21 protein-coding genes and 1 other annotated feature are annotated in these 19,580 nt (G+C 60.1%); of the genes, 8 read left to right on the forward strand and 13 right to left on the reverse strand.

Annotated features, from left to right (window positions below):
- Window positions 1–76: 76 nt before the first annotated feature.
- From EQW76_RS05660 to EQW76_RS05675, 4 genes are all read left to right on the forward strand, one after another.
- Window positions 77–1,486, forward strand: a complete 1,410-nt coding sequence (locus EQW76_RS05660) for a circularly permuted type 2 ATP-grasp protein (RefSeq protein ID WP_142823435.1) — start codon at window positions 77–79, stop codon at window positions 1,484–1,486.
- 7 nt (window positions 1,487–1,493) lie between these two features.
- On the forward strand, window positions 1,494–2,435 hold the full coding sequence (locus EQW76_RS05665; RefSeq protein WP_142823436.1) for an alpha-E domain-containing protein: 942 nt from the start codon (window positions 1,494–1,496) through the stop codon (window positions 2,433–2,435).
- A 12-nt stretch (window positions 2,436–2,447) separates the two neighbouring features.
- Entirely contained in the window at window positions 2,448–3,269 is an 822-nt protein-coding gene (locus EQW76_RS05670; protein WP_142823437.1) for a transglutaminase family protein, read from the forward strand.
- A gap of 131 nt (window positions 3,270–3,400) precedes the next feature.
- On the forward strand, window positions 3,401–5,962 hold the full coding sequence (locus EQW76_RS05675) for an FAD-dependent oxidoreductase (RefSeq protein ID WP_142823438.1): 2,562 nt from the start codon (window positions 3,401–3,403) through the stop codon (window positions 5,960–5,962).
- Between the two features lie 39 nt (window positions 5,963–6,001).
- On the opposite strand, the gene EQW76_RS05680 is transcribed toward EQW76_RS05675, so the two are convergent.
- On the reverse strand, window positions 6,002–6,403 hold the full coding sequence (locus EQW76_RS05680) for a DUF4112 domain-containing protein (RefSeq protein ID WP_224127772.1): 402 nt from the start codon (window positions 6,401–6,403) through the stop codon (window positions 6,002–6,004).
- A 45-nt stretch (window positions 6,404–6,448) separates the two neighbouring features.
- On the reverse strand, window positions 6,449–7,315 hold the full coding sequence (locus EQW76_RS05685; protein ID WP_142823439.1) for a transglutaminase family protein: 867 nt from the start codon (window positions 7,313–7,315) through the stop codon (window positions 6,449–6,451).
- A 251-nt stretch (window positions 7,316–7,566) separates the two neighbouring features.
- Between EQW76_RS05685 and EQW76_RS05690 the strand changes: the two genes are divergently transcribed.
- The 3 genes from EQW76_RS05690 to EQW76_RS05700 all read left to right on the forward strand — a co-directional run bounded on the left by EQW76_RS05690 (window position 7,567) and on the right by EQW76_RS05700 (window position 10,160).
- Window positions 7,567–8,013: a PRC-barrel domain-containing protein gene (locus EQW76_RS05690; RefSeq protein ID WP_142823440.1), complete on the forward strand. Its 447-nt coding sequence runs from the start codon at window positions 7,567–7,569 to the stop codon at window positions 8,011–8,013.
- A gap of 86 nt (window positions 8,014–8,099) precedes the next feature.
- Window positions 8,100–8,438, forward strand: coding sequence for a hypothetical protein (locus EQW76_RS05695; RefSeq protein ID WP_142823441.1), 339 nt, complete (start codon window positions 8,100–8,102; stop codon window positions 8,436–8,438).
- Window positions 8,439–8,568: 130 nt separating this feature from the next.
- Window positions 8,569–8,624: a sequence feature (sul1 is cis-regulatory element that is thought to sense ions involved in sulfur or methionine metabolism; They are found in Alphaproteobacteria), on the forward strand.
- Window positions 8,625–8,693: 69 nt separating this feature from the next.
- A complete protein-coding gene (locus EQW76_RS05700) occupies window positions 8,694–10,160 on the forward strand; it encodes a SulP family inorganic anion transporter (protein WP_142823442.1) in 1,467 nt (488 codons plus the stop codon).
- A gap of 68 nt (window positions 10,161–10,228) precedes the next feature.
- Here EQW76_RS05700 and msrA read toward each other — a convergent pair whose 3' ends face one another.
- From msrA to EQW76_RS05715, 3 genes are all read right to left on the reverse strand, one after another.
- Window positions 10,229–10,735, reverse strand: a complete 507-nt coding sequence (gene msrA / locus EQW76_RS05705; RefSeq protein WP_142823443.1) for a peptide-methionine (S)-S-oxide reductase MsrA — start codon at window positions 10,733–10,735, stop codon at window positions 10,229–10,231.
- A complete protein-coding gene (msrB, locus tag EQW76_RS05710) occupies window positions 10,732–11,181 on the reverse strand; it encodes a peptide-methionine (R)-S-oxide reductase MsrB (RefSeq protein WP_142823444.1) in 450 nt (149 codons plus the stop codon). Before msrB ends, msrA begins: the two co-directional genes overlap by 4 nt.
- Window positions 11,182–11,324: 143 nt before the next feature.
- On the reverse strand, window positions 11,325–11,888 hold the full coding sequence (locus EQW76_RS05715; RefSeq protein WP_142823445.1) for a TetR/AcrR family transcriptional regulator: 564 nt from the start codon (window positions 11,886–11,888) through the stop codon (window positions 11,325–11,327).
- A 90-nt stretch (window positions 11,889–11,978) separates the two neighbouring features.
- Here EQW76_RS05715 and EQW76_RS05720 point away from each other — a divergent pair, with 90 nt between their 5' ends.
- The gene (locus EQW76_RS05720; protein WP_142823446.1) at window positions 11,979–12,722 is read left to right on the forward strand and encodes a glucose 1-dehydrogenase; all 744 of its coding nucleotides are present in this window, start codon (window positions 11,979–11,981) and stop codon (window positions 12,720–12,722) included.
- A 59-nt stretch (window positions 12,723–12,781) separates the two neighbouring features.
- Here EQW76_RS05720 and EQW76_RS05725 read toward each other — a convergent pair whose 3' ends face one another.
- The 8 genes from EQW76_RS05725 to EQW76_RS05760 all read right to left on the reverse strand — a co-directional run bounded on the left by EQW76_RS05725 (window position 12,782) and on the right by EQW76_RS05760 (window position 19,522).
- Entirely contained in the window at window positions 12,782–13,618 is an 837-nt protein-coding gene (locus EQW76_RS05725) for an aspartyl/asparaginyl beta-hydroxylase domain-containing protein (RefSeq protein ID WP_142823447.1), read from the reverse strand.
- A 151-nt stretch (window positions 13,619–13,769) separates the two neighbouring features.
- Window positions 13,770–14,813: a Gfo/Idh/MocA family oxidoreductase gene (locus EQW76_RS05730; protein ID WP_142823448.1), complete on the reverse strand. Its 1,044-nt coding sequence runs from the start codon at window positions 14,811–14,813 to the stop codon at window positions 13,770–13,772.
- 8 nt (window positions 14,814–14,821) lie between these two features.
- Window positions 14,822–15,613: a ThuA domain-containing protein gene (locus EQW76_RS05735; protein ID WP_142823449.1), complete on the reverse strand. Its 792-nt coding sequence runs from the start codon at window positions 15,611–15,613 to the stop codon at window positions 14,822–14,824.
- 129 nt (window positions 15,614–15,742) lie between these two features.
- Window positions 15,743–16,084 carry an SMR family transporter gene (locus EQW76_RS05740; RefSeq protein ID WP_142823450.1) on the reverse strand — a complete coding sequence of 114 codons (342 nt, stop codon included), beginning with the start codon at window positions 16,082–16,084 and terminating at the stop codon, window positions 15,743–15,745.
- 15 nt (window positions 16,085–16,099) lie between these two features.
- A complete protein-coding gene (locus EQW76_RS05745; RefSeq protein ID WP_142823451.1) occupies window positions 16,100–16,663 on the reverse strand; it encodes a TetR/AcrR family transcriptional regulator in 564 nt (187 codons plus the stop codon).
- Between the two features lie 47 nt (window positions 16,664–16,710).
- The gene (locus EQW76_RS05750; protein ID WP_142823452.1) at window positions 16,711–17,799 is read right to left on the reverse strand and encodes an ABC transporter ATP-binding protein; all 1,089 of its coding nucleotides are present in this window, start codon (window positions 17,797–17,799) and stop codon (window positions 16,711–16,713) included.
- Window positions 17,796–18,623: a carbohydrate ABC transporter permease gene (locus EQW76_RS05755; protein ID WP_111222583.1), complete on the reverse strand. Its 828-nt coding sequence runs from the start codon at window positions 18,621–18,623 to the stop codon at window positions 17,796–17,798. Before EQW76_RS05755 ends, EQW76_RS05750 begins: the two co-directional genes overlap by 4 nt.
- Window positions 18,620–19,522: a sugar ABC transporter permease gene (locus EQW76_RS05760; RefSeq protein WP_142823453.1), complete on the reverse strand. Its 903-nt coding sequence runs from the start codon at window positions 19,520–19,522 to the stop codon at window positions 18,620–18,622. Before EQW76_RS05760 ends, EQW76_RS05755 begins: the two co-directional genes overlap by 4 nt.
- Between the last annotated feature and the right edge of the window lie 58 nt (window positions 19,523–19,580).

Raw genomic sequence — 19,580 nt, forward strand, 5'->3', positions numbered from 1 at the left:
TCTATCTCCAACTGCGCATGCTTCTTGCATTGCTTCCGCCATTGTATTCAAATGAGAAAAAACGGGGACCGCAGCTTTGGCATTTGACGAAATGATAACGGCCGGTGAAAGCCCGCGCGCGCCTTATCAAACCTATTCGGAATGGTTCAACAACCAAGATCGCGCCCATCTGATTGCCAAGTCCCGCGACGCCGAGAACATCTTTCGCAAAACAGGCATAACCTTCGCGGTCTACGGACACGAAGATTCATCGGAAAAGCTGATCCCCTTCGATATCATCCCGCGCATCATCTCCGGCCGTGAATGGCGAAAGCTCGCGCAGGGCATCGAACAGCGCGTCATCGCACTGAATGCCTTCCTCGACGACATCTACCACAAGCAGGAAATCATCCGCGCCGGTCGGGTGCCGCGTGAACTGATCGAGAAGAATATCGCCTTCATCCCCGAGATGATCGGCTTCCGGCCTCCGGGCGGCGTTTATACCCACATCGTCGGCACTGACATCGTGCGCACCGGCGAAGACCAGTTCTATGTGCTGGAAGACAATGCCCGCACGCCGTCGGGTGTCAGCTACATGCTGGAAAACCGCGAAACCATGATGCAGATGTTTCCGGAGCTGTTCCATCAGAACAAGGTGCGCCCGGTCGAGGATTATCCGAACCTGTTGCGCCAGAGCCTGGCGTCGCTTGCCCCTCCCGGCTGTTCGGGCAAGCCGCGCGTCGCAGTTCTGACCCCCGGCATCTACAATTCCGCCTATTACGAGCACTCGTTCCTCGCCGACATGATGGGCGTCGAGCTGGTCGAGGGCTCCGACCTCCGCGTCATCGACGGCAAGGTGAAGATGCGTACCACACGCGGCTATGAGGCAATCGACGTTCTCTACCGCCGCGTCGATGACGAATACCTCGATCCCCTGACCTTCCGGGCGGACTCTGCGCTCGGCATTCCCGGCATCATGGATGTGTATCGTGCCGGCCACATCACCATCGCCAATGCACCCGGCACCGGCATCTCCGACGACAAGGCGATTTACTCTTATATGCCGGAGATCGTCGAATTCTACACCGGTCGCAAGCCGCTTCTGGAGAACGTGCCGACCTGGCGCTGCTCCGAACCCGACAGCCTCAAATACGTGCTCGAGCATCTGTCCGAACTGGTGGTCAAGGAAGTCCATGGGTCCGGCGGCTACGGCATGCTGGTTGGCCCGACCTCCTCCAAGAAGGAATGCGCCGAGTTCGCCGAGAAGCTGAAAGCCCGGCCGAACAACTATATTGCCCAGCCGACACTGTCGCTGTCGACCGTGCCGATCATGGTCAACAAGGGCATCGCGCCACGCCACGTCGACCTCAGGCCCTATGTGCTGGTTTCCGACAAGGTGCAGATCATTCCCGGCGGACTGACCCGCGTGGCGCTGAAGGAAGGCTCGCTGGTCGTCAACTCCAGCCAGGGCGGCGGCACCAAGGATACCTGGGTACTGGAGGACTGATACGGACATGCTTGGAAGAACCGCCAATGGCCTCTACTGGATGTTCCGTTACATCGAGCGCGCCGAAAACATTGCCCGCCTGGTCGACGCCGGAATGCGCATGTCGCTGACCCGCATGGGCGCGGTCGAAGACGATTGGGACGGTGTGCTGCAAAGCGCCGGCGTCCGCGAAACCTACGACGTCGGCCACGCCAAGCTCACCGGCGCCGACGCCATCGACTACCTTTTGCGCGACCGCAACAATCCCTCGAGCGTCATGTCCTGCATCGATGCCGGCCGCAACAATGCCCGCATGGTGCGAACCGCGCTGACACGCGAGACCTGGGAAGCGACCAACGAGTGCTGGATCGACCTCAAGGCGCTGCTCGGCAAACGGCTGAAGGCGGCGGAAATGCCTGAAGTCATCGATGCGATAAAGCGTCGCGCCGGACTGATTCGTGGCGCATTCCACGGCTCCATGCTGCGCAACGAACTCTACAACTTCGCCCGCATCGGTACATTCATCGAGCGCGCGGACAATACGGCACGCATCCTCGACGTCAAATATTACGTGCTGCTGCCATCCGTCTCGGCGGTCGGTTCATCGCTGGACAATGTCCAGTGGGAGTCGATCCTGCGCTCGGTCTCGGCCCATCGCTCCTACAGCTGGGTCTACGATGCGGAATACAAGCCGTCGAACATTGCCGACTTTCTGATCCTCAACAGCCAGATGCCGCGCTCGCTCGCCTATTGCTACGAGAAGATCGTCAGCAATCTCAGCTATCTCGCCCGCGAGGATGGCGAACGTCTTGCTGCCCATGACACCGGTGAAAGCATCCGCAAAATGCTGCAGACGCTGGAGATCAAGGATATCATGAACAACGGCCTGCACGAATTTCTCGAGAACTTCGTCTGGCGCAATAACCAGCTCGGCCAGGAAATATCCGACGGTTATCGTTTCAATCAATAAGCGGGTTTGATCATGAGACTGAAGATTAGTCACGTCACCGAATACCGCTACGACGAACCGTCGCAATTCTCGTTGCAGCGGCTGCGTCTGACGCCGCTCACCGGCCCCGGACAGACCGTGCTCGACTGGTCGCTGACCGTCGAAGGCGCCAAGACGGAGGTCGAATATGACGACCAGTTCGGCAATCGTACCAACCTGATGTCGCTCGATGGCGCGCAGGATCGCACCCGCATCGTCGCTATGGGCGAGATCGAGACGCACGAGCTGAATGGTGTGATCGGCCCACACTCCGGCTATTGCCCGCTCTGGCTGTTCCTACGCGACACGCCGCTCACCAAGGCCGGCAAATTGACCAAGGAACTGGTGCGTTCGGCGACCGGCGAGAGCGAGATCGGTCGCATGCACGCGCTGATGGGCACCATCAACCGGACTGTCGAGTATATCCAGGGCACCAGCGATACCGAGACGACAGCCGAGCAGGCGCTGGAGAGAAAGAGCGGCGTCTGTCAGGACCACGCCCATATCTTCATCGCTGCCGCGCACGCCATGCGCATCCCTGCCCGCTATGTCTCGGGCTACCTGATGATGGAAGGCATTACCGAGCAGACGGCAACGCATGCCTGGGCAGAAGCCTACATGCCGGGCCTCGGCTGGATCGGCTTCGACCCGGCAAACGACATCTGCCCGGACGAACGCTATGTCCGGATTGCGACAGGCCTCAGCTACCGCGACGCCGCTCCCGTCTCAGGGATGCGCATCGGCACGCCCGGGGAAAGCCTGACGGTGAAGGTGACAGTCGAAGCAGAACAGATGCAGAGCCAGTCGCAAAGCTGATACCATACGCTACGACCGAAGGAGCAGATCTGCCGCTGGTCGTGGGGCATTTTGATAATGTCGCAGACAGGCTTCAGTCGACCCGCCGCTTGTTCTAATGTCGCCTCACAACACGAAGCGGAGTGGCATTCATGGCAGAGTTCCCGAACAAGGCGAAGGTCGTTATCATCGGTCTGGGGGGCATCGTCGGCGCCTCCATCGTCCACCACCTGATTGAGCGCGGTTGGGACGATATCGTCGGGATCGACAAATCGGGCGTGCCGACAGACATCGGCTCTACCGCCCATGCCTCCGACTTCTGCTACGCCACCAGCCATGATTTCCTCTCCTGCTGGACAACCCTCTATTCCATCGATTTCTACGAGAAGATGGGCCATTACGCCCGCGTTGGCGGCATCGAGGTCGCGCGTGTCGGGGACGACAGCCGCATGGACGAGATCAAGCGCAAGGTCGCCTCGGGCAAGGCTTTCGGCACCCGCGCCGAATTGATCGGCCCGGCCGAGATCAAGGCGAAATTTCCGCTGATCGAAGAAGATCTGGTTCAGGGTGGCCTTTGGGATCCGGATGCCGGCCTCGTCATTCCGCGCTCGCAGACCGTTGCCGGCAAGCTGGTCGATCAGGCCGAAGCCTCCGGCAAGCTAAAGGTGTTCGCCAACACTTCCGCGCGCTCGCTGGTGGTGGAGAATGGCCGGATCAAGGCCGTCGTCACCGACCGGGGCACCGTCGAGGCCGATTACGTCGTCGTTTGCGCCGGCATCTGGGGCCGCCTGATCGCCGAGATGGTTGGCGAGGACCTGCCGGTCATGCCGATCGACCATCCGCTGACCTTCTTCGGCCCCTACACCGAGTTCGCAGGCACCGGCAAGGAGATCGGCTGGCCGCTGATGCGCGACCAGGGCAACTCCGCCTATATGCGCGACACTGGCGACCCGAAGACAGCCGAAGGTGGCCAGATCGAGTGGGGCTACTACGAGGAAACCAATCCGCGCCTCTGTCATCCCCGCGAGCTGCTCGAAAAGCACCAGACCCGCCAGTCGCCGTCACAGCGCGATCTCGACCTCGAGCAGGTGCTGGCGCCGCTGGAACGCGCCATGGAACTGACGCCGATCCTGGCCGAACTCGGCTACAACGAAAGCCATTCGTTCAACGGCCTGCTGCAGGTGACATCCGATGGCGGTCCGTCCATGGGCGAGAGCCAGAAAGTGCGCGGTCTCTGGTATGCCGTCGCCATCTGGGTCAAGGACGGCCCTGGCATGGGCAAGCTGATCGCCGACTGGATGACTGACGGACGCACCTCCATCGACCATCACGCCGTCGACTATTCGCGCTTCTATCCGCACCAGATGGAAGAGCAGATGATCTGGGATCGCTGCTCGGAAACCGCCACCAAGGTCTACAATCCCGCCGTCCACCCGCGCGAGCCCTTCTCCAAGGGCCGCAATGTCCGCTGTTCGCCGTTCTGGGAGCGCGAGAAGGAACTGGGCGGCTACTTCATGGAACTGGGCGGCTGGGAGCGCGCCCATGGCTATGCCGCCAACGAGCATCTGCTGGAAAAATACGCCGACCGCGTACCCGTGCGCGAGAACGAGTGGGACAACCGCCATTTCTGGCGCGTCTCCAACGCCGAGCATCTGGCGATGAGCGAGGATTGCGGCATCGTCAACCTGTCGCATTTCGCCATGTTCGATATCGAAGGCCCGGATCACGTCGAACTGATGGAATGGCTCTGCGCTGCCAAGATCGGCGGCGACGGCAATATTGGCAAAGGCATCTACACCCACTTCCTCGACGAGGAAGGCATGGTTCGCGCCGACTTTACGGTGATCCGCATGGCTGATCGCTGCCGGATGATCGACGGCGCCGACGCTGGCCCGCGCGATTTCCACTACATGCGCCGCGTCGCAGAGGACAAAGGCTTCGATGTCACCATCACCGACGTCACCGAGAAATACATCACCATCGGCATCTGGGGACCGAATGCTCGGGAGACGCTGCAGAAGGTGGTCGAAGACCCTGCCGCCCTCGCCCCTGAAAACTTCCCCTTCGCAGCCATCAAGCCGCTGAAGATCGGCGGCAAAAACGTTACGGCGTTCCGTATCTCCTACGTCGGCGAACAGGGCTGGGAGTTGCACATGGCCTATGACGACGGCCTTGCCGTCTGGGATGCCTTGCGCGCAACGGGCGTGATGGCGTTCGGCGTCGAGACCTATGCCAACTCCCGCCGGATGGAGAAAAGCCTGCGCCTGCAGAATGCCGATCTTCTGACGGAGTACAATCTTCTGGAAGCAGATCTGGCTCGTCCCAAGGTCAAGGAAGCGGATTTCGTCGGCAAGGCAAAGCATCTGGAATATCGGGCCAGAGACCATCAGCCGGCCATGCTCTGCACGCTCGTGATGACGGACAACATCGATGCCAAGGGCGTGGGGCGCTACCCCGTTGGCATCCTGCCGGTCCTGGATCCCGAAACCGGCGAGACGCTGGTCGACGAACTCGGCCGACGCTCCTTCACCACCTCCATCGCCTACGGCCCGACGATCGGCAAGAATATCGCGCTTGCCTATCTGCCATGGTCCCATGCCGAGATGGGTCGCAAACTGATAGTCGAGTATTTTGGCGAGACCTATCCGGTCGAGGTGGTCGCCGTCGGCTACAAACCGCTTTACGATCCTGACAACCTAAAGCCGCGAAGCTGATGCGCAATCAGGCACTCCGCAACCGGAGTGCCCGAGCTGCTAACGCCTTCCGGCAAAGAGCTCTCGTTCTTCCACTTCGAAATGCTCCAGAAGGAGCTGGACATTGCGCCGGTTGGATTTGAAATAGACGTCGAAGAGATCGCCGATCAGCGGCACACTCCCGGCGACAGTATCGAGCCCGATATTCCCCAGCATCTTCAGCAGCAACTGGTTCGAAACGCCCAGCCGTCTCGCCTCGTTGACGATAACGAGGCCGATCAGCGCACCGCCGGCGTCGCCGATGCCCGGGATAAGCCCCATCACCGAGTCGGCGCCGAAGCTTATGCCGGTGCCCGGTATGCGGATGGCGCTGTCCATCAGCCGTGCAATGCCGTGGGCGCGGCGCAACCGGCTGACCAACTCGTGGCGTTGCATCGCCTGGCCCGTGTCAGTTCTTGTCATGAATACCTCTGTCAGCCGCCAGGACGGCGGCGATTTTTATTGGCCTCACTGGGCGCCGGCGTTCGGCGCCGGCTCTTCCGTGGAGATCGCATCCGTCGTCCGCCCGGGCTTCTCGCCCGACCCGTCCGCGTGCTCGATGGTGATCTTCACCGGGCCGGGCTCCATTTTGCCGAAGGGAGACGCAAAGGCGATTTCAGCCGCGTCACGCCCGACGCCGATCCGCACCAAACCATCGAGATTGGCCTGGCGGGTGGCATCGAACAGCCACCATCGGCCACCCATGTAGGCTTCGAAAACAGCATGGAAATCGCGAGGCTCGAGCCCGTATGCGTAGCAGGACACAAAGCGGGCCGGAATATTCAGAGCGCGGCAGAAGGCAATGCCGATATGCGCGAAATCGCGACACACGCCGGCCCGCAACAACAGGCTTTCGTCGGCCGTCGTCTGCTCGTTCGACGCACCCCGGCGGTAATCGATATTCTCATGGATCCAGTTGCAGATCGCCGTCACACGTCTGTGCCCACCAGGCATCGCTCCAAACTCTCGGTTGGCGAAGGCAGCCAGCCGGTCCGAGGGCACGAACCGCGACGGCAGCAGGAACGGCACGATATCGAGCGGCAGTTCGGACAGCGGCGTCTCGTCGATGGTCTCCGGGTCGGCGCGGAAGACATCGAGCGTCACCTCAGCCTCATATGAAAGGTGGAGCGGACCCGGCGACGCGTCGATGCTGAGATAGCGATTGTTGATATCTGGAACCACATGGGTCCGGCGCTTCAGATCAGGGGTGATGATCAAACGTTCGGTGAGCTGCTGATGACGCATCAGTCTCGCAACTTCCAGATTGAAGATGAACGTCGTCGGCTCGAGAACCTCGTACGACAAATCGCAGCCGAGCCTGTATCGTACGGTCATTTCCAATCCCTGACAGCGTGTGTTGTGCAACGCTCCCAAACAGTTCACCCGCCATTTTGTTCCAGCCGATATCAGCGCATGACCTGCAATTATCAGGGCTCAGCGAGTGGCCTCCTTATATTAGACACTTATCGGCGGATTGAAGGAAAGCGATTTAAAACAACGCCCTATGGAACAACATTCATCTTCAGGAATTTCTTATCCGCACTGGCCGACACGTCGTCGGCCTACATAATCCTAGGGAGTCCTTTATGAAATTCCGTTCGCTCGTTGCCGGTCTGACGCTCACACTCATCGGTGGTGCAGCCTTTGCTCAGACGTCGGCAGCTACCGGGGCAGATGCCACGATGGCAGGCCCAGGCATCACCATGGGCAAGATGGCTAGCGGCCCCCTGAAGTACGTCAACATTCAGGACACCGACATCGTCACTTCGAAGCTGATCGGCGTCGACATCTACAACAAGCAGAATGACAAGATCGGCGAAGTCTCCGACATCGTCATCGGCGGCGGCAAGTCCGTCATCGGCATCGTCGCCAGCGTCGGCGGCTTCCTCGGCCTCGGCGAAAGCTATGTCGTGCTCGACCCATCGTCTGTCGCCCTCGCCGACGATAACGGCACCTGGAAGGCCTATGTCGACACCTCCAAGGAAGACCTGACGAAGGCCCCGAAGCTCGACTACTCCAAGTTCAAGAAATAATCGCCGACAACCGGATTGGGCCAGCCACGCGCTGGCCCTTTTCGCGTCTTCCGACCCACCTGAAACGCAGCGGAAAGATTAATCCCATGACCTACAAGACATTGATCCTCGCCACCGTCGCCGCTGCCTTTCTGGTGACACCGGCGCTCGCCCAGACCAAGGAAGATCCTGCAGTGACCGCATGCAAGGCCACCGGCCTGATCGCTCTGCAGGCAAAATCGCCCGACATCACCGACATCGTTTTTGACATGGAGAGCCTGGCCGTCAGCGCCGCGGATACCAAGGTCGAGGATGTTTCGGTGAAAACGGTGGTGCTCGGCGAGGCCTATCTCTCTCGCAAGGGCGTGACTGGAAAATCCGATCGCTTCGTCTGCCTTCTCGGCGACAAGGGCACGGTCCTGCTGACGTTCTTCACCGCGCAGTAAGGTATCAGGCCAGCCGGACCAACGGCTCGGCAGCGATTTTGAACGTTTGAATGGCATCGACTGCAAAACTGCAAGCGGTGCCATTTTCTGTTGCGCCGCAATATCGAGTCTGGCTATAAGAGCTTATTCGACTGGACCCGGTGAAAATCCGGGTGGCTATTCCGGCCGCCGATCCGCCGGACCACGCAAATATGTGCATGCCAGGATACGACCGCATTTCAGCGGCGATCGCCATGCTTTGCGAGAATTCATCACATGATCCTATCGTCCTTCAGCCGGGACTGGTCTGCCCGTCCCACGCGTGAAATGCTGGCCGGTGCAGTTGCCACCTTCGCCCTCATCCCGGAAGTCATCGCCTTTTCCTTCGCGGCCGGCGTCGATCCGCAGGTCGGCCTGTTTGCTTCCTTCGTCATCGGCATCGTCATCGCCTTTACAGGCGGCCGCCCCGCGATGATCTCGGCTGCGGCCGGCTCCGTCGCCCTCGTGGCAGCTCCGCTGGTCCACAGCCACGGCCTTCCCTACCTGCTTGCCGCCGGACTGCTCGCCGGCGTCATCCAGATCCTCTTCGGCCTTCTCCGCCTCGGCGTGCTCATGCGCTTCGTCTCGAAGTCTGTACGGACGGGCTTCGTCAACGCCCTTGCGATCCTGATCTTCTCGGCCCAGATGCCACAGGTCATCGGCGCCGGATGGGCTACCTATGCAGTACTTGCCGCAGGCCTCGCGCTCATCTACCTGCTGCCCCTGATAACAACGGCTATCCCCTCGCCGCTGATCTGCATCGTCGTTTTGACAGTCGCGTCGGTCATGCTGCACCTGCCGGTAAAGACCGTCGCCGATCTCGGACGGCTGCCCGACAGCCTGCCGATCTTTGCGTGGCCTTCCGTGCCGTTGACGCTCGAAACCCTCGGCATCATCGCCGGCCCGGCGCTTGCCATTGCCATGGTCGGGCTACTGGAATCGATGATGACCGCCAGCGTCGTCGACGACCTCACCAATACACCGAGTTCCAAGAACCGCGAAGCCACCGGTCTCGGCCTGGCCAACGCGGCTGCCAGCCTTTTTGGCGGCATTGCCGGCTGCGGCATGATCGGCCAGACGGTGAGCAACATCAAATACGGCGGTCGCGGTCGCCTCTCGACGCTGTTTGCGGGCGCATTCCTGCTCATCCTGATGGTGCTCCTGAAGCCATGGGTATCGCAGGTACCGGTTGCCGCCTTGGTGGCGATCATGGTCATGGTCTCGATCGACACCTTCGACTGGTCGTCGCTCAGGGCCATCGTCATCCATCCGAAAATGTCGAGCACAGTGATGCTGGCAACCGTGGCGGTGACTGTCGCTACGTCAAACCTGGCGATGGGCGTCGCGGTCGGCGTGCTCCTCAGCGGCGTGTTCTTCGCCTTCAAGGTGGCGCGACTGATGGACGTGACACTCGAACCGGCGGCGGTTGACGGTCAATCCACCTTCCGAGTGACAGGACAGGTGTTCTTCGCCTCGGCCGACCTGTTTGTCGATGCATTCGACGTCGCGGAGTTTGCCGGCAAGTCGGTCGTCATCGACGTGTCGCGCGCACATTTCTGGGACATTACCGCCGTCGCGGCGCTGGACCGGGTGGTTGCCCGCTTCAGGGCGCAAGGAGCAAGCGTCGATGTCCGCGGCATGAACAAGGCCAGTTCGACACTGGTCGAAACGCTCGACAGGCCATCGACCGAAAACGCCTCCTGAGGAGCGCATCAAACAGAAAAAGGGCCCGCTGGCTGATGCCAGCGGGCCCTTTGACATAAGCCCTTCGCTCAGGCGGCCTGCGTCCGGCGCGGCAGCTTCCAGTTCGGGCGGATGAAATGGCAGGTATAGCCATTCGGGATCCGCTCCAGATAATCCTGGTGCTCAGGCTCTGCCTCCCAGAAATCGCCGACCGGCGAGACTTCGGTGACGACCTTGCCCGGCCACAGCTTCGACGCGTCGACATCGGCGATGGTGTCTTCGGCGATCCGCTTCTGCTCGTCGTTGACATAGAATATCGCAGACCGGTAGCCTGAGCCGACATCGTTCCCCTGCCGGTTCGGCGTCGACGGATCGTGGATCTGGAAGAAAAACTCCAGGAGATCGCGGTAGCTGATTTTCGAAGGATCGAAGTTGATCTCGATGGCCTCGGCATGGTTCCCGTGATTGCGGTAGGTCGCATTGCGCACCTCGCCGCCGGAATAGCCGACGCGTGTCGAGACGACGCCGGGCATCTTGCGGATCAGATCCTGCATGCCCCAGAAGCAGCCACCGGCAAGAACAGCACGTTCGGTCATTGGACTTCCTCCGTCTGGTTGATATAGGCGCCGTAGCCTTCAGCCTCCATCTGGTCACGATGGATGAAGCGCAGCGACGCGGAGTTGATGCAATAGCGAAGACCGCCGCGATCTTGCGGCCCATCGGGAAATACGTGGCCCAGATGGCTGTCGCCATGCTTGGATCGCACCTCGATGCGGACCATGCCATGCGACGAATCGTGCACCTCGTTCACATAGGCAGGCTCGATCGGCTTGGTGAAGCTCGGCCAGCCGCAATGGGAATCGAATTTGTCGGACGAGGCAAACAGCGGTTCTCCGGATACGATGTCCACGTAGATCCCAGGCTCCTTGTTATTCAGCAAGGGGCCGCTGCCCGGACGTTCTGTTCCGCTTTGCTGCGTCACCCGGTATTGTTCCGGCGTCAGCTTGGCCACGGCTTCTGCCGTTTTCCTGTATTCCGTCATTGTAACCTCCAACGGTTTCTTCTGACCAGAGATGGCGATGCAAAGCCGATTTTTCAATCGCCGATGCCAGCAGGATAATGCAATTGCTTACATGCGACGGCAGTTGTCGCGTCGAAGAGAAGATGCAGTTGTCCCGGTGATGGCTAATCCGAACCTCTTACGCTTATGCCATTCAGGAACAAGTCCACCAGATGGCCGATACGCGATTTCGATGAATCGTCATTTTCGATGGCAATGGAGATGGCAGTTACAATGTAGATGAAATCCTCGTAAGTGACATCGCGGCGGATGGTGCCTGCTTCTTGTCCACGCTGCAGCAGCCGACGCCCTTCCGCGGTAATCGCATTACATCCGGGCGTCCCGCATTGGATAACAGTCCCGATCGAAACAGCAAGGCTCTGATACGTGCTCGTGTTCCTGGCAAGATCTTCAAGATAAGCTCGCACCGCATCGCCTGGAGTTAGATCTGGGTCGCGCTTACGGCTGGTCTCCGCCAGCGACAAGAAACGCTCGTTGCTGGTAGCGGCCAGAAGTGCCTCACGCGTGGGAAAGCGACGATAAAGCGTGCCGATACCGACGCCTGCGCGCTTGGCAACCTCCTCCAGCGGAACACCCGCTCCTTTTTCCAGAAAGAGCTCCTCTGCGGCAGAAAGGATAAGTTCGCGGTTTTTTTTCGCGTCAGCCCGGAGGGCGGGTTCATCATTCAACTTATTTTCCTTGATCGCTTGCCAAGTGGAGGATACCTCCATATTACAAGTGGAGCAATCCTCCACTTGTCAAAAAAAGGTAAATAAGAAATGACAAAACGTTTCGAAAGCAAAATCGTGGTGATAACGGGAGGTAGCGACGGCATCGGCCTCGCAACGGCAAAACTTTTCGCCATCGAAGGTGCGTACGTGTACATCACAGGACGCCGGCAAGAACTACTCGCCGAGGCCGTGAATGAGATCGGCCACGGGGCGGTCGGCGTGCAAGGTGATGTCACCAAGTCTGCCGACGTCGTTCGGCTTTACGAACGGATCCAAAGCGACCACCAAAGGGTCGATGTCGTGTTCGCCAATGCGGGCATTTACGAGGTCGTTCCGCTCGATGCGATCGACGAAACGCATTTCGACTCGATCTTCAACGTCAATGTGAAAGGTATGGTGTTCACAGTGCAGAAAGCACTTCCGCTGATGACAGCAGGAAGTGCCGTCGTCCTCAACGGCTCCATTGCTGGCAGTAAAGGCCTGCCAAGCCAGTCTCTTTATAACGCCAGCAAGGCAGCGGTGCGCTCGTTCGCTCGAAGCTGGACGAATGAGCTTAAGGAGCGAGGCATCCGCGTCAACGTCGTCTCGCCTGGTGGAACAGAAACACGCCTCATACGCAGCTACCTTGACACGCAACCGGAAGTCGAAGAGGCGCTCAATAGAAGCGTACCCCTTGGGCGGTTGGGAAAACCGGACGAGGTGGCACGCGCAGTCCTTTTCCTGGCATCAAGCGAGAGTAGCTTTGTCGCTGGACATGAACTCTTTGTCGATGGCGGTGTCGCCGCGGTTTAGGCCGAGGGCATCGCAATGCCATTGCAATCCCGGCCTCACTGCAACTGCCTGTGGTTGACCTAGTCCGTCTTGCGGTTCCGCAACGCCTCGGCCTGGGCGTAGAACTTCTTTTCCCACTCCTTGTGGTTGTCGAGACCTTCGCGGATAAATGGGGTGAAGATCGCCAGGTTCATCAGCATCCAATTGATGAAATTGGCCGGGAAACGGGTAGGCTTGTTGAAGTCGACGAACAGTACGACGCGGGTCTTGTCGGTGTGGTTCCAGGCCTCGTGCTCATACGCGTCGTCGAAAATGAGTACCTTGCCTTCCTGCCAGTGGCAAATCTGGTCCTTGACGCGGATCGCCAGCTTGTCAGCCGGTTCAGGCACGATCAGCCCCAGATGAAGGCGCAACACGCCATTATAGGGGCCGCGATGGGCCGGCAGGTGCTTGCCCGGCTCGAAGATCGAGAACATCGCCGTTTTCATGCCGGGAATTTTCTGCACGACCCGCCAAGTATCCGGGCAGGCCTGAATGTTCTGCTCGGATTTCAGCCCGAAGCCGGCGAGAAAGAATGTCCTCCAGTGGCTGTCCGTCGAGATCGTCTTCACATCCGTGGAAATTTCCTGGAAGGTCGGCAATTCGCTCTGGCGTAGCAACACGCGGTCGAGTTCGGCGCGAATCAGCGGCCAGTCCTTCTCGATCTCGGCGACCCAGGGAAAGGTCGCATTGTCGTAGACGGGGGGATTGCCGAGCTTGGCATATTTCAGGTTCAGCCGTTCGGCCCAGGCAACGATGCCCATGAAGAAGCGCGTCATGGCTCCCGGGCGCTCCATCGGCGCGATGCCGGTCGTGGCGAAAGTCTGGTCGGAAGGCTTTGGCTCTACGGAAGAGGAATTGGTCAGGGTATCGGTCATATCTATCAATTTCTGCTGGAAAGACGATCGTCGAGCGTCGGAGTTGGGCTTATAGAGCCATTCGGTTTGCGGCTAGTATGTATGCAATCGGCTACGATGCGCAAGCATCGCAGTCCGCGATCCCGGCACGCATCACCGCATTCTGATCGCCTCAGACTTTCAGTTCGCGGCGCTCGAGTTCCGTCACAAGCGCCAGATCCAGAACCTTCTGCAGATTGGCGGCATGGCGGAAATTCGGATCCTGGGGAACGCCGGTGCGCACAGCCTCTGCAAAGCGCTGGTAGTTGGTCGGCACCGCGGGTACGTCGATGACTTTCCACTCCGCCGTTTCCACATCGTCTCCGACGCAGGCGCGCAGTTCCGAACCGTCCGGACGGTGGATGACTTCTAGCCCGCCGCGCTCGCCATAGACCCGCAACTTCAGTTCGTTGAGATGCCCCGTTGCCCAGCGCGTCGCATGCACGACGCCAAGGGCGCCGTTGGCAAAATCCACCGACATCGCAAAGCTGTCATTGGCATCGAGCCGGTATTCACCAATCTGCCCACCGGGCGCCTTATTGAAGGTCTTCAGTCGTGCAAACACGTGGTCGATATCGGTGGCGGCGCCATAGGCGGCAAAATCCAGAATGTGGATGCCGATATCGCCCAGCACGCCGTTCGACCCGTGGCCAGTCGATAGCCGCCAGAGCCAGGTGGATTCGCTGCGCCAATCTCCCCAGGCCTTGGAAACGAGCCAACTCTGCAGGTAGGACGCCTCGACGTGCTTGACTGTGCCGATCTCGCCGGCGATCACCATCTCGCGGGCCCGCTGCAGCGGCGCGACGTTACGATAGGTCAGGTTGACCATGTTGATGACGCCGGCTCGTTCGGCCGCCTCCGTCATCTCGAGCGCCTTTTCATAGTTCTCGGCCAGCGGCTTTTCGCAAAGCACATGCTTTCCGGCCGCCAGCAGGGCGAGCGTCGTCGGGTGGTGCATGCGATCCGGCGTGACGTTCGTCGCCGCGTCGAATTTCCCCCAGGCGATCGCCTCGTCCAACGACGTGAACCGGGTCTTGATATTAAACCGGTCGGCAAAGGTCGCAAGCCGGGTGGCATCGCTGTCGACAGCCGCGACCACCTCCACGCCTTCTATGCGCGCGAAATGATCGAGCTGGTTCTTGCCCATGACGCCGGTGCCAACGATGATGAGACGCATATTCGACCTCAGCGGTAACCGGCTTCGCCGGCCTGGTGCAGTTTCGGGCCACGCTCCGTGATCGGCTCCAGCGCCTGCTCGACGGGAACGTTCGGCGCGTCGTGGATGCCGGTCAATGCGGCCTGCGGATTATAAGCCCAGGCAACGGCGTTGATCAGCACTGTCTTGATATTCGGGTCGTAGTAGGTCGGATAGGTCTCATGACCCGGGCGGAAATAGAAGATGTTTCCCGCGCCCCGCTTCCAGGTCATGCCCGACCGGAAGACCTCGCCGCCCTGGAACCAGGAAATGAACACCGTTTCGAGGGGTTCCGGCACCGAGAAAGCCTCGCCGTACATCTCCTCGTTTTCGAGCACGAAATTCTCCGGCAGACCGGCGGCGATGGGATGGCTCGGATTGACGACCCAGACGCGCTCCCGCTCGCCGGCCTCGCGCCATTTCAACGCACAGGGCGTGCCCATCATGCGCTTGAAGATCTTGGCGAAATGGCCTGAATGCAGGACGATGAGCCCCATGCCCTCCCAGACGCGCTTGGCGACGCGCTCGACGACCGCATCATCGACAGCCCCATGGTCGGCATGGCCCCACCAGACGAGGACATCGGTATCGCGCAGCCGCGCTTCGCTCAATCCGTGTTCCGGCTCCTGCAGGGTGGCAGTCGTTGCCTCGATGCGCACATCGCTGTTCAGCGCCGCGGCAATCGCTGTGTGCATGCCCTCCGGATAGACCTTGCGAACCACGTCGCTTGTCTGCTCGTGGATATTCTCGCCCCAAACCACTGTTCGAATTGTTTTTGCCATAGCATCTCTCCCGTGAGTCTCTGTTGTATTGCGGCATTCCCGCCTTTTTCGGGGCACGCTGCCAGCTCGCATGATGTTGAAGCAAATAGAGCGGCCATCCGAGTTGAGAAAGGGCGCCAGGCCTTGCGCTCAATGCGAAATCGATTTGGAAAACAGGTTGACGACGAGCACTCCGGCGATGATCAGCACAAGCCCGATGACGGCCGGCAGATCAAGGCGCTGACGGAAGAACACCAGCCCGACAACCGAAATCAGCACGATGCCGAGCGCGCTCCAGATCGCGTAGGCAACGCCGACGGGTATGGCCTTGAGCGTGATCGACAGGCAGTAGAACGAAGCTGTGTAGCACGCGACGAGGACGACGATCGGCCAGGGTCGCGTGAACTGCTGCGACAGTTGCAGCGCGGTCGTGCCGATTACCTCCAGCACGATGGCGACCAGCAGCAGGCCATAAACGGATGCATTCGCCATCGGGCCTTCTTCTTTCTATTTGTGCGTGAGACTGACAAGCCGGTCGACGAGCGCCTGCCGGGATGCGGGTGTTGCATCGCCACTGCCGAGAACCTCGGCAAGCCAGATCCCGTCTGTGGCAAACCGCACGATCCGGGCATCGACGGACGAATCCGTACCGACGAAATTCTCGCTCTGCTTTTCCACCCAGTCTCGCCAGCGCCGCCGCAGCGCCGGGTCGGTCAGCAGCGTCAGCGTCGCCTGCCCCCAGTCCCCGGGGGTGTCGGTACGCTCTTTGAGATCGACGACCGCACGCAGATAGCCACGGGTGAAACGGCCATAAGGCACTGGGTCGTTGCGCATTTGCCCATCGATGGCCGCATCCAGATGGTCCAGCAGGCTGTCGAGCATGGCCTCCAGCAAGCTGGCCTTGGTCGGGAAGTGATGCAGGAGTCCGCCCTTGCTGACCCCAGACGCAGCCGCTACGGCATCCAGCGTCACAGAGGCGACGCCGCGCTCAGCCGCCAGACGCGCGGCAACCGCAAGCAGTTGCTGGCGGATAAGCACGGGTTGCTTTTTTCTGTGGTGTGCGTCGGACATTCCGCATGACATACCGTCCAGACGGTTTTGTCAATTGTATAAACCCGTCAACTGGCCGACCCCACCTCGATGCGCCTTTCCGTCGTGACATCGAAAATATGCACCTGCGATGGGTCGATGGACAGGCCGATGCGATCCCCCGGCCGTACGCCCCGACGGGAGGTCTCGACGATAGTCAGTTCCGGGACCGTGACTGTCGTCAGGAACGTCGAGGACCCCGTCGATTCGACGGTGTCGATGCGGATATCGAACGTCCCCTGCCCTTCGGGCGCAGTGACGAGATGTTCGGGACGCAATCCGGCAAGCACCGGTTGGCCGGATTGCAACTGGCCGGAGATCGGCAGCATCCGCTGACCTTCTGCAAAATCGAGCACCACGCTCCGGCCATCGGCAGCGGCGCGTGCCGGCACGAAGTTCATCGCCGGTGAGCCGATGAAACCTGCCACGAAGCGATTGACAGGCCGGTCGTAGAGATCGAGCGGCGCACCCTGCTGCTCGATGACGCCGTCCTTCATGACAACGACATGATCGGCCATCGTCATTGCCTCGATCTGGTCATGGGTGACGTAGACGAAGGTCGCCTTGAGCCGCTCGTGCAGCATACGGATTTCCTTGCGCATGTGGACGCGCAACGCCGCGTCGAGGTTCGACAGCGGCTCGTCGAACAGGAAGGCCTTCGGATGGCGGACGATGGCGCGGCTCATGGCAACACGCTGCCGCTGGCCGCCAGAGAGCTCGCGCGGGTAGCGTTTCATCAACGGCGTCAGCCCTGTGGTGGCTGCAACATCGGCAGCGGCCTTGCGGGCCTCGGCTTTCTTCACGCCACGGATGCGAAGGCTGTAAGTGAGGTTCTCCTCGACCGTCATGTGGGGATAGAGCGCATAGGACTGGAACACCATGGCAATGTCGCGCTTGCGCGGCGGCACGTTGGTCATCAGTTCGCCGGCAATGCGCATGTCGCCCGCAGAGATCTTCTCCAGCCCCGCCAGCGACCGCAGAAGCGTGGACTTGCCGCAGCCGGACGGCCCGACCAGCGCGACGAAAGTGCCGTCCTCGATGGCCAGATTGATATCCTTAAGCGCGTGGAAGGCGCCGTAGTACTTGTTGACGCCGCTGAGTTCGATTTGAAGGGTCATTTGAGGGCTCCCGATGTGAGGCCGGAAACGATGCGTCGCTGCAGAAGAACGAAGATGGCAAGGATGGGCGTCACATAGATCGTCGAATAGGCCATGATCTTGTTCCAGTCGGTGGTGTTGGGGCCCATGAAGCTGTTGAGCCCGACGCTGGCGGGCTGCAGGTCCGCCGCCTGGATCATCGACTTCGAATAGACGAACTCGCCGAAGGCCTGCATGAAGATGAGAATGGCGCTGACGAGGATACCGTTGCGGGCCAGCGGCAGGACGATGTTGAAGAAGGCACCGATGCGCGAATTGCCGTCCACCAGCGCAGCCTCCTCCAGTTCCATCGGCACGCTCATGAATGTAGCGCGCACGAGCACCACGAAGAACGGCATCTTGTTCGCGGCGATGGCGATGATGACGGACAGACGCGGGTAGTCGAGCAGTCCGATCTGCGAGAAGCCGACAAATATCGGCGTGATCATCAGCGACGGCGGCAGCACCTGCAAAAGCAGGATCAGAAACAGCCCGACATCGATCCAGCGGTTGCGGTACCGCGCCAGCACATAGGCGCACCCGCAGCCGAATATCGAGATCAGCACGACGGCACCGACGGCGATGACCAGCGAGTTCCAGAGGTAGCGCGCCATGTTGCGGCTTGCCCACACCTCGCCATAGATGCTCCATTGGGGATCGTGCGGCCAGAAGCTGGGTGGCGTGACATACATCGCCGAGCCGCTTTTCAGACTGGTCACATACATCCAGTAGAGCGGAAAGAGGTAGATGACGGCAAGCACGATGGCGGCAAACAGCATCAGCCTGTTGCGGAAAGTGTCACTCATCCCCGCACCTCATGGCGTGTTGACCGGACATAGATCACCGAAGCGACAATGACGAAGACCAGCATGATGACCGAAATTGCAGCCCCCTTGGCGAAGTCGTACTGGCGGAACGACAGGTCCCAGGCCCAGAACTGCGCGACGTTGGACGAGTTGTTCGGCCCTCCGTCGGTAATCGCCGCAAACAGGTCGAATTGCTGCAGCGTGAAGATCAGCCCCAGCGAGACCACGGCACCGATGGTCGAGCGCATCATCGGCAGCGTAATCGTCCAGAAGCGCTGGAAGACATTGGCGCCATCGAGTTCGGACGCCTCGAACAGATCCTTCGGAATAGCGGCAAGGCCGACGGAGAGAAGGATCATATTGAACGCGGCACCCAGCCAGATGTTGGCGAGAATGACGGCCCACAGCGAGAAATTCGGGTCCGATCGCCAGAAGATGTTGCTGCTGATGATGCCGGTTTCGCGGAGCATGAAATTAAAGATGCCGAAGTCGCCGGACAGCATCCAGTTCCAGACAGCGCCGACAACAAGACCGGGCATCACCCACGACACCAGGAACAGCCCGCGCAGCCAGGAGGCGCCGGGAAAATTCACCCAGAAGAACAGTGCGAGGCCAAAGCCAATGGCAAACTGGCCGGCAATCGATGCTACGACGAAGATCGCCGTGTTGAAAAGGATGCTGCGCGTCTGCGGCAGCTGGAACAGGTCGATATAGTTCTGAAGACCGGCAAACGGCCTGATGAAGGTGCCCATGCTGAACATGTCGACCTGCTGGAAGCTCATCAGCACATTGTAGATGAGCGGCAGTCCGGACAGCAGGAACAGGAAGGACAGCGGAAAGACGACAAGCGTGATGTCGAAACCGCGACCGTCGGTGAGACTGGATAGGATTTTGCGCATGGTCTCCCTGTGGGTCAGCACGGCGGTGCTGCCTTGCAATCTCGAAATGGGGCCATCT

The sequence above is a fragment of the Rhizobium sp. rho-13.1 genome (assembly GCF_007000305.1).
Taxonomy (GTDB): Bacteria; Pseudomonadota; Alphaproteobacteria; order Rhizobiales; family Rhizobiaceae; genus Rhizobium; species Rhizobium rhododendri.

Excerpts from the sequence above, each read along its gene's own strand:
- EQW76_RS05670 (WP_142823437.1), top strand. The coding sequence starts at position 2,448 with ATGAGACTGAAGATTAGTCACGTCACCGAATACCGCTACGACGAACCG.
- EQW76_RS05690 (WP_142823440.1), top strand. The coding sequence starts at position 7,567 with ATGAAATTCCGTTCGCTCGTTGCCGGTCTGACGCTCACACTCATCGGT.
- EQW76_RS05675 (WP_142823438.1), top strand. The coding sequence starts at position 3,401 with ATGGCAGAGTTCCCGAACAAGGCGAAGGTCGTTATCATCGGTCTGGGG.
- EQW76_RS05750 (WP_142823452.1), bottom strand. The coding sequence starts at position 17,799 with ATGACCCTTCAAATCGAACTCAGCGGCGTCAACAAGTACTACGGCGCC.
- EQW76_RS05700 (WP_142823442.1), top strand. The coding sequence starts at position 8,694 with ATGATCCTATCGTCCTTCAGCCGGGACTGGTCTGCCCGTCCCACGCGT.
- EQW76_RS05720 (WP_142823446.1), top strand. The coding sequence starts at position 11,979 with ATGACAAAACGTTTCGAAAGCAAAATCGTGGTGATAACGGGAGGTAGC.
- EQW76_RS05755 (WP_111222583.1), bottom strand. The coding sequence starts at position 18,623 with ATGAGTGACACTTTCCGCAACAGGCTGATGCTGTTTGCCGCCATCGTG.
- msrB (WP_142823444.1), bottom strand. The coding sequence starts at position 11,181 with ATGACGGAATACAGGAAAACGGCAGAAGCCGTGGCCAAGCTGACGCCG.
- EQW76_RS05745 (WP_142823451.1), bottom strand. The coding sequence starts at position 16,663 with ATGTCCGACGCACACCACAGAAAAAAGCAACCCGTGCTTATCCGCCAG.
- EQW76_RS05695 (WP_142823441.1), top strand. The coding sequence starts at position 8,100 with ATGACCTACAAGACATTGATCCTCGCCACCGTCGCCGCTGCCTTTCTG.
- EQW76_RS05680 (WP_224127772.1), bottom strand. The coding sequence starts at position 6,403 with ATGACAAGAACTGACACGGGCCAGGCGATGCAACGCCACGAGTTGGTC.
- EQW76_RS05735 (WP_142823449.1), bottom strand. The coding sequence starts at position 15,613 with ATGGCAAAAACAATTCGAACAGTGGTTTGGGGCGAGAATATCCACGAG.
- EQW76_RS05730 (WP_142823448.1), bottom strand. The coding sequence starts at position 14,813 with ATGCGTCTCATCATCGTTGGCACCGGCGTCATGGGCAAGAACCAGCTC.
- EQW76_RS05760 (WP_142823453.1), bottom strand. The coding sequence starts at position 19,522 with ATGCGCAAAATCCTATCCAGTCTCACCGACGGTCGCGGTTTCGACATC.
- EQW76_RS05725 (WP_142823447.1), bottom strand. The coding sequence starts at position 13,618 with ATGACCGATACCCTGACCAATTCCTCTTCCGTAGAGCCAAAGCCTTCC.
- EQW76_RS05685 (WP_142823439.1), bottom strand. The coding sequence starts at position 7,315 with ATGACCGTACGATACAGGCTCGGCTGCGATTTGTCGTACGAGGTTCTC.
- EQW76_RS05665 (WP_142823436.1), top strand. The coding sequence starts at position 1,494 with ATGCTTGGAAGAACCGCCAATGGCCTCTACTGGATGTTCCGTTACATC.
- msrA (WP_142823443.1), bottom strand. The coding sequence starts at position 10,735 with ATGACCGAACGTGCTGTTCTTGCCGGTGGCTGCTTCTGGGGCATGCAG.
- EQW76_RS05740 (WP_142823450.1), bottom strand. The coding sequence starts at position 16,084 with ATGGCGAATGCATCCGTTTATGGCCTGCTGCTGGTCGCCATCGTGCTG.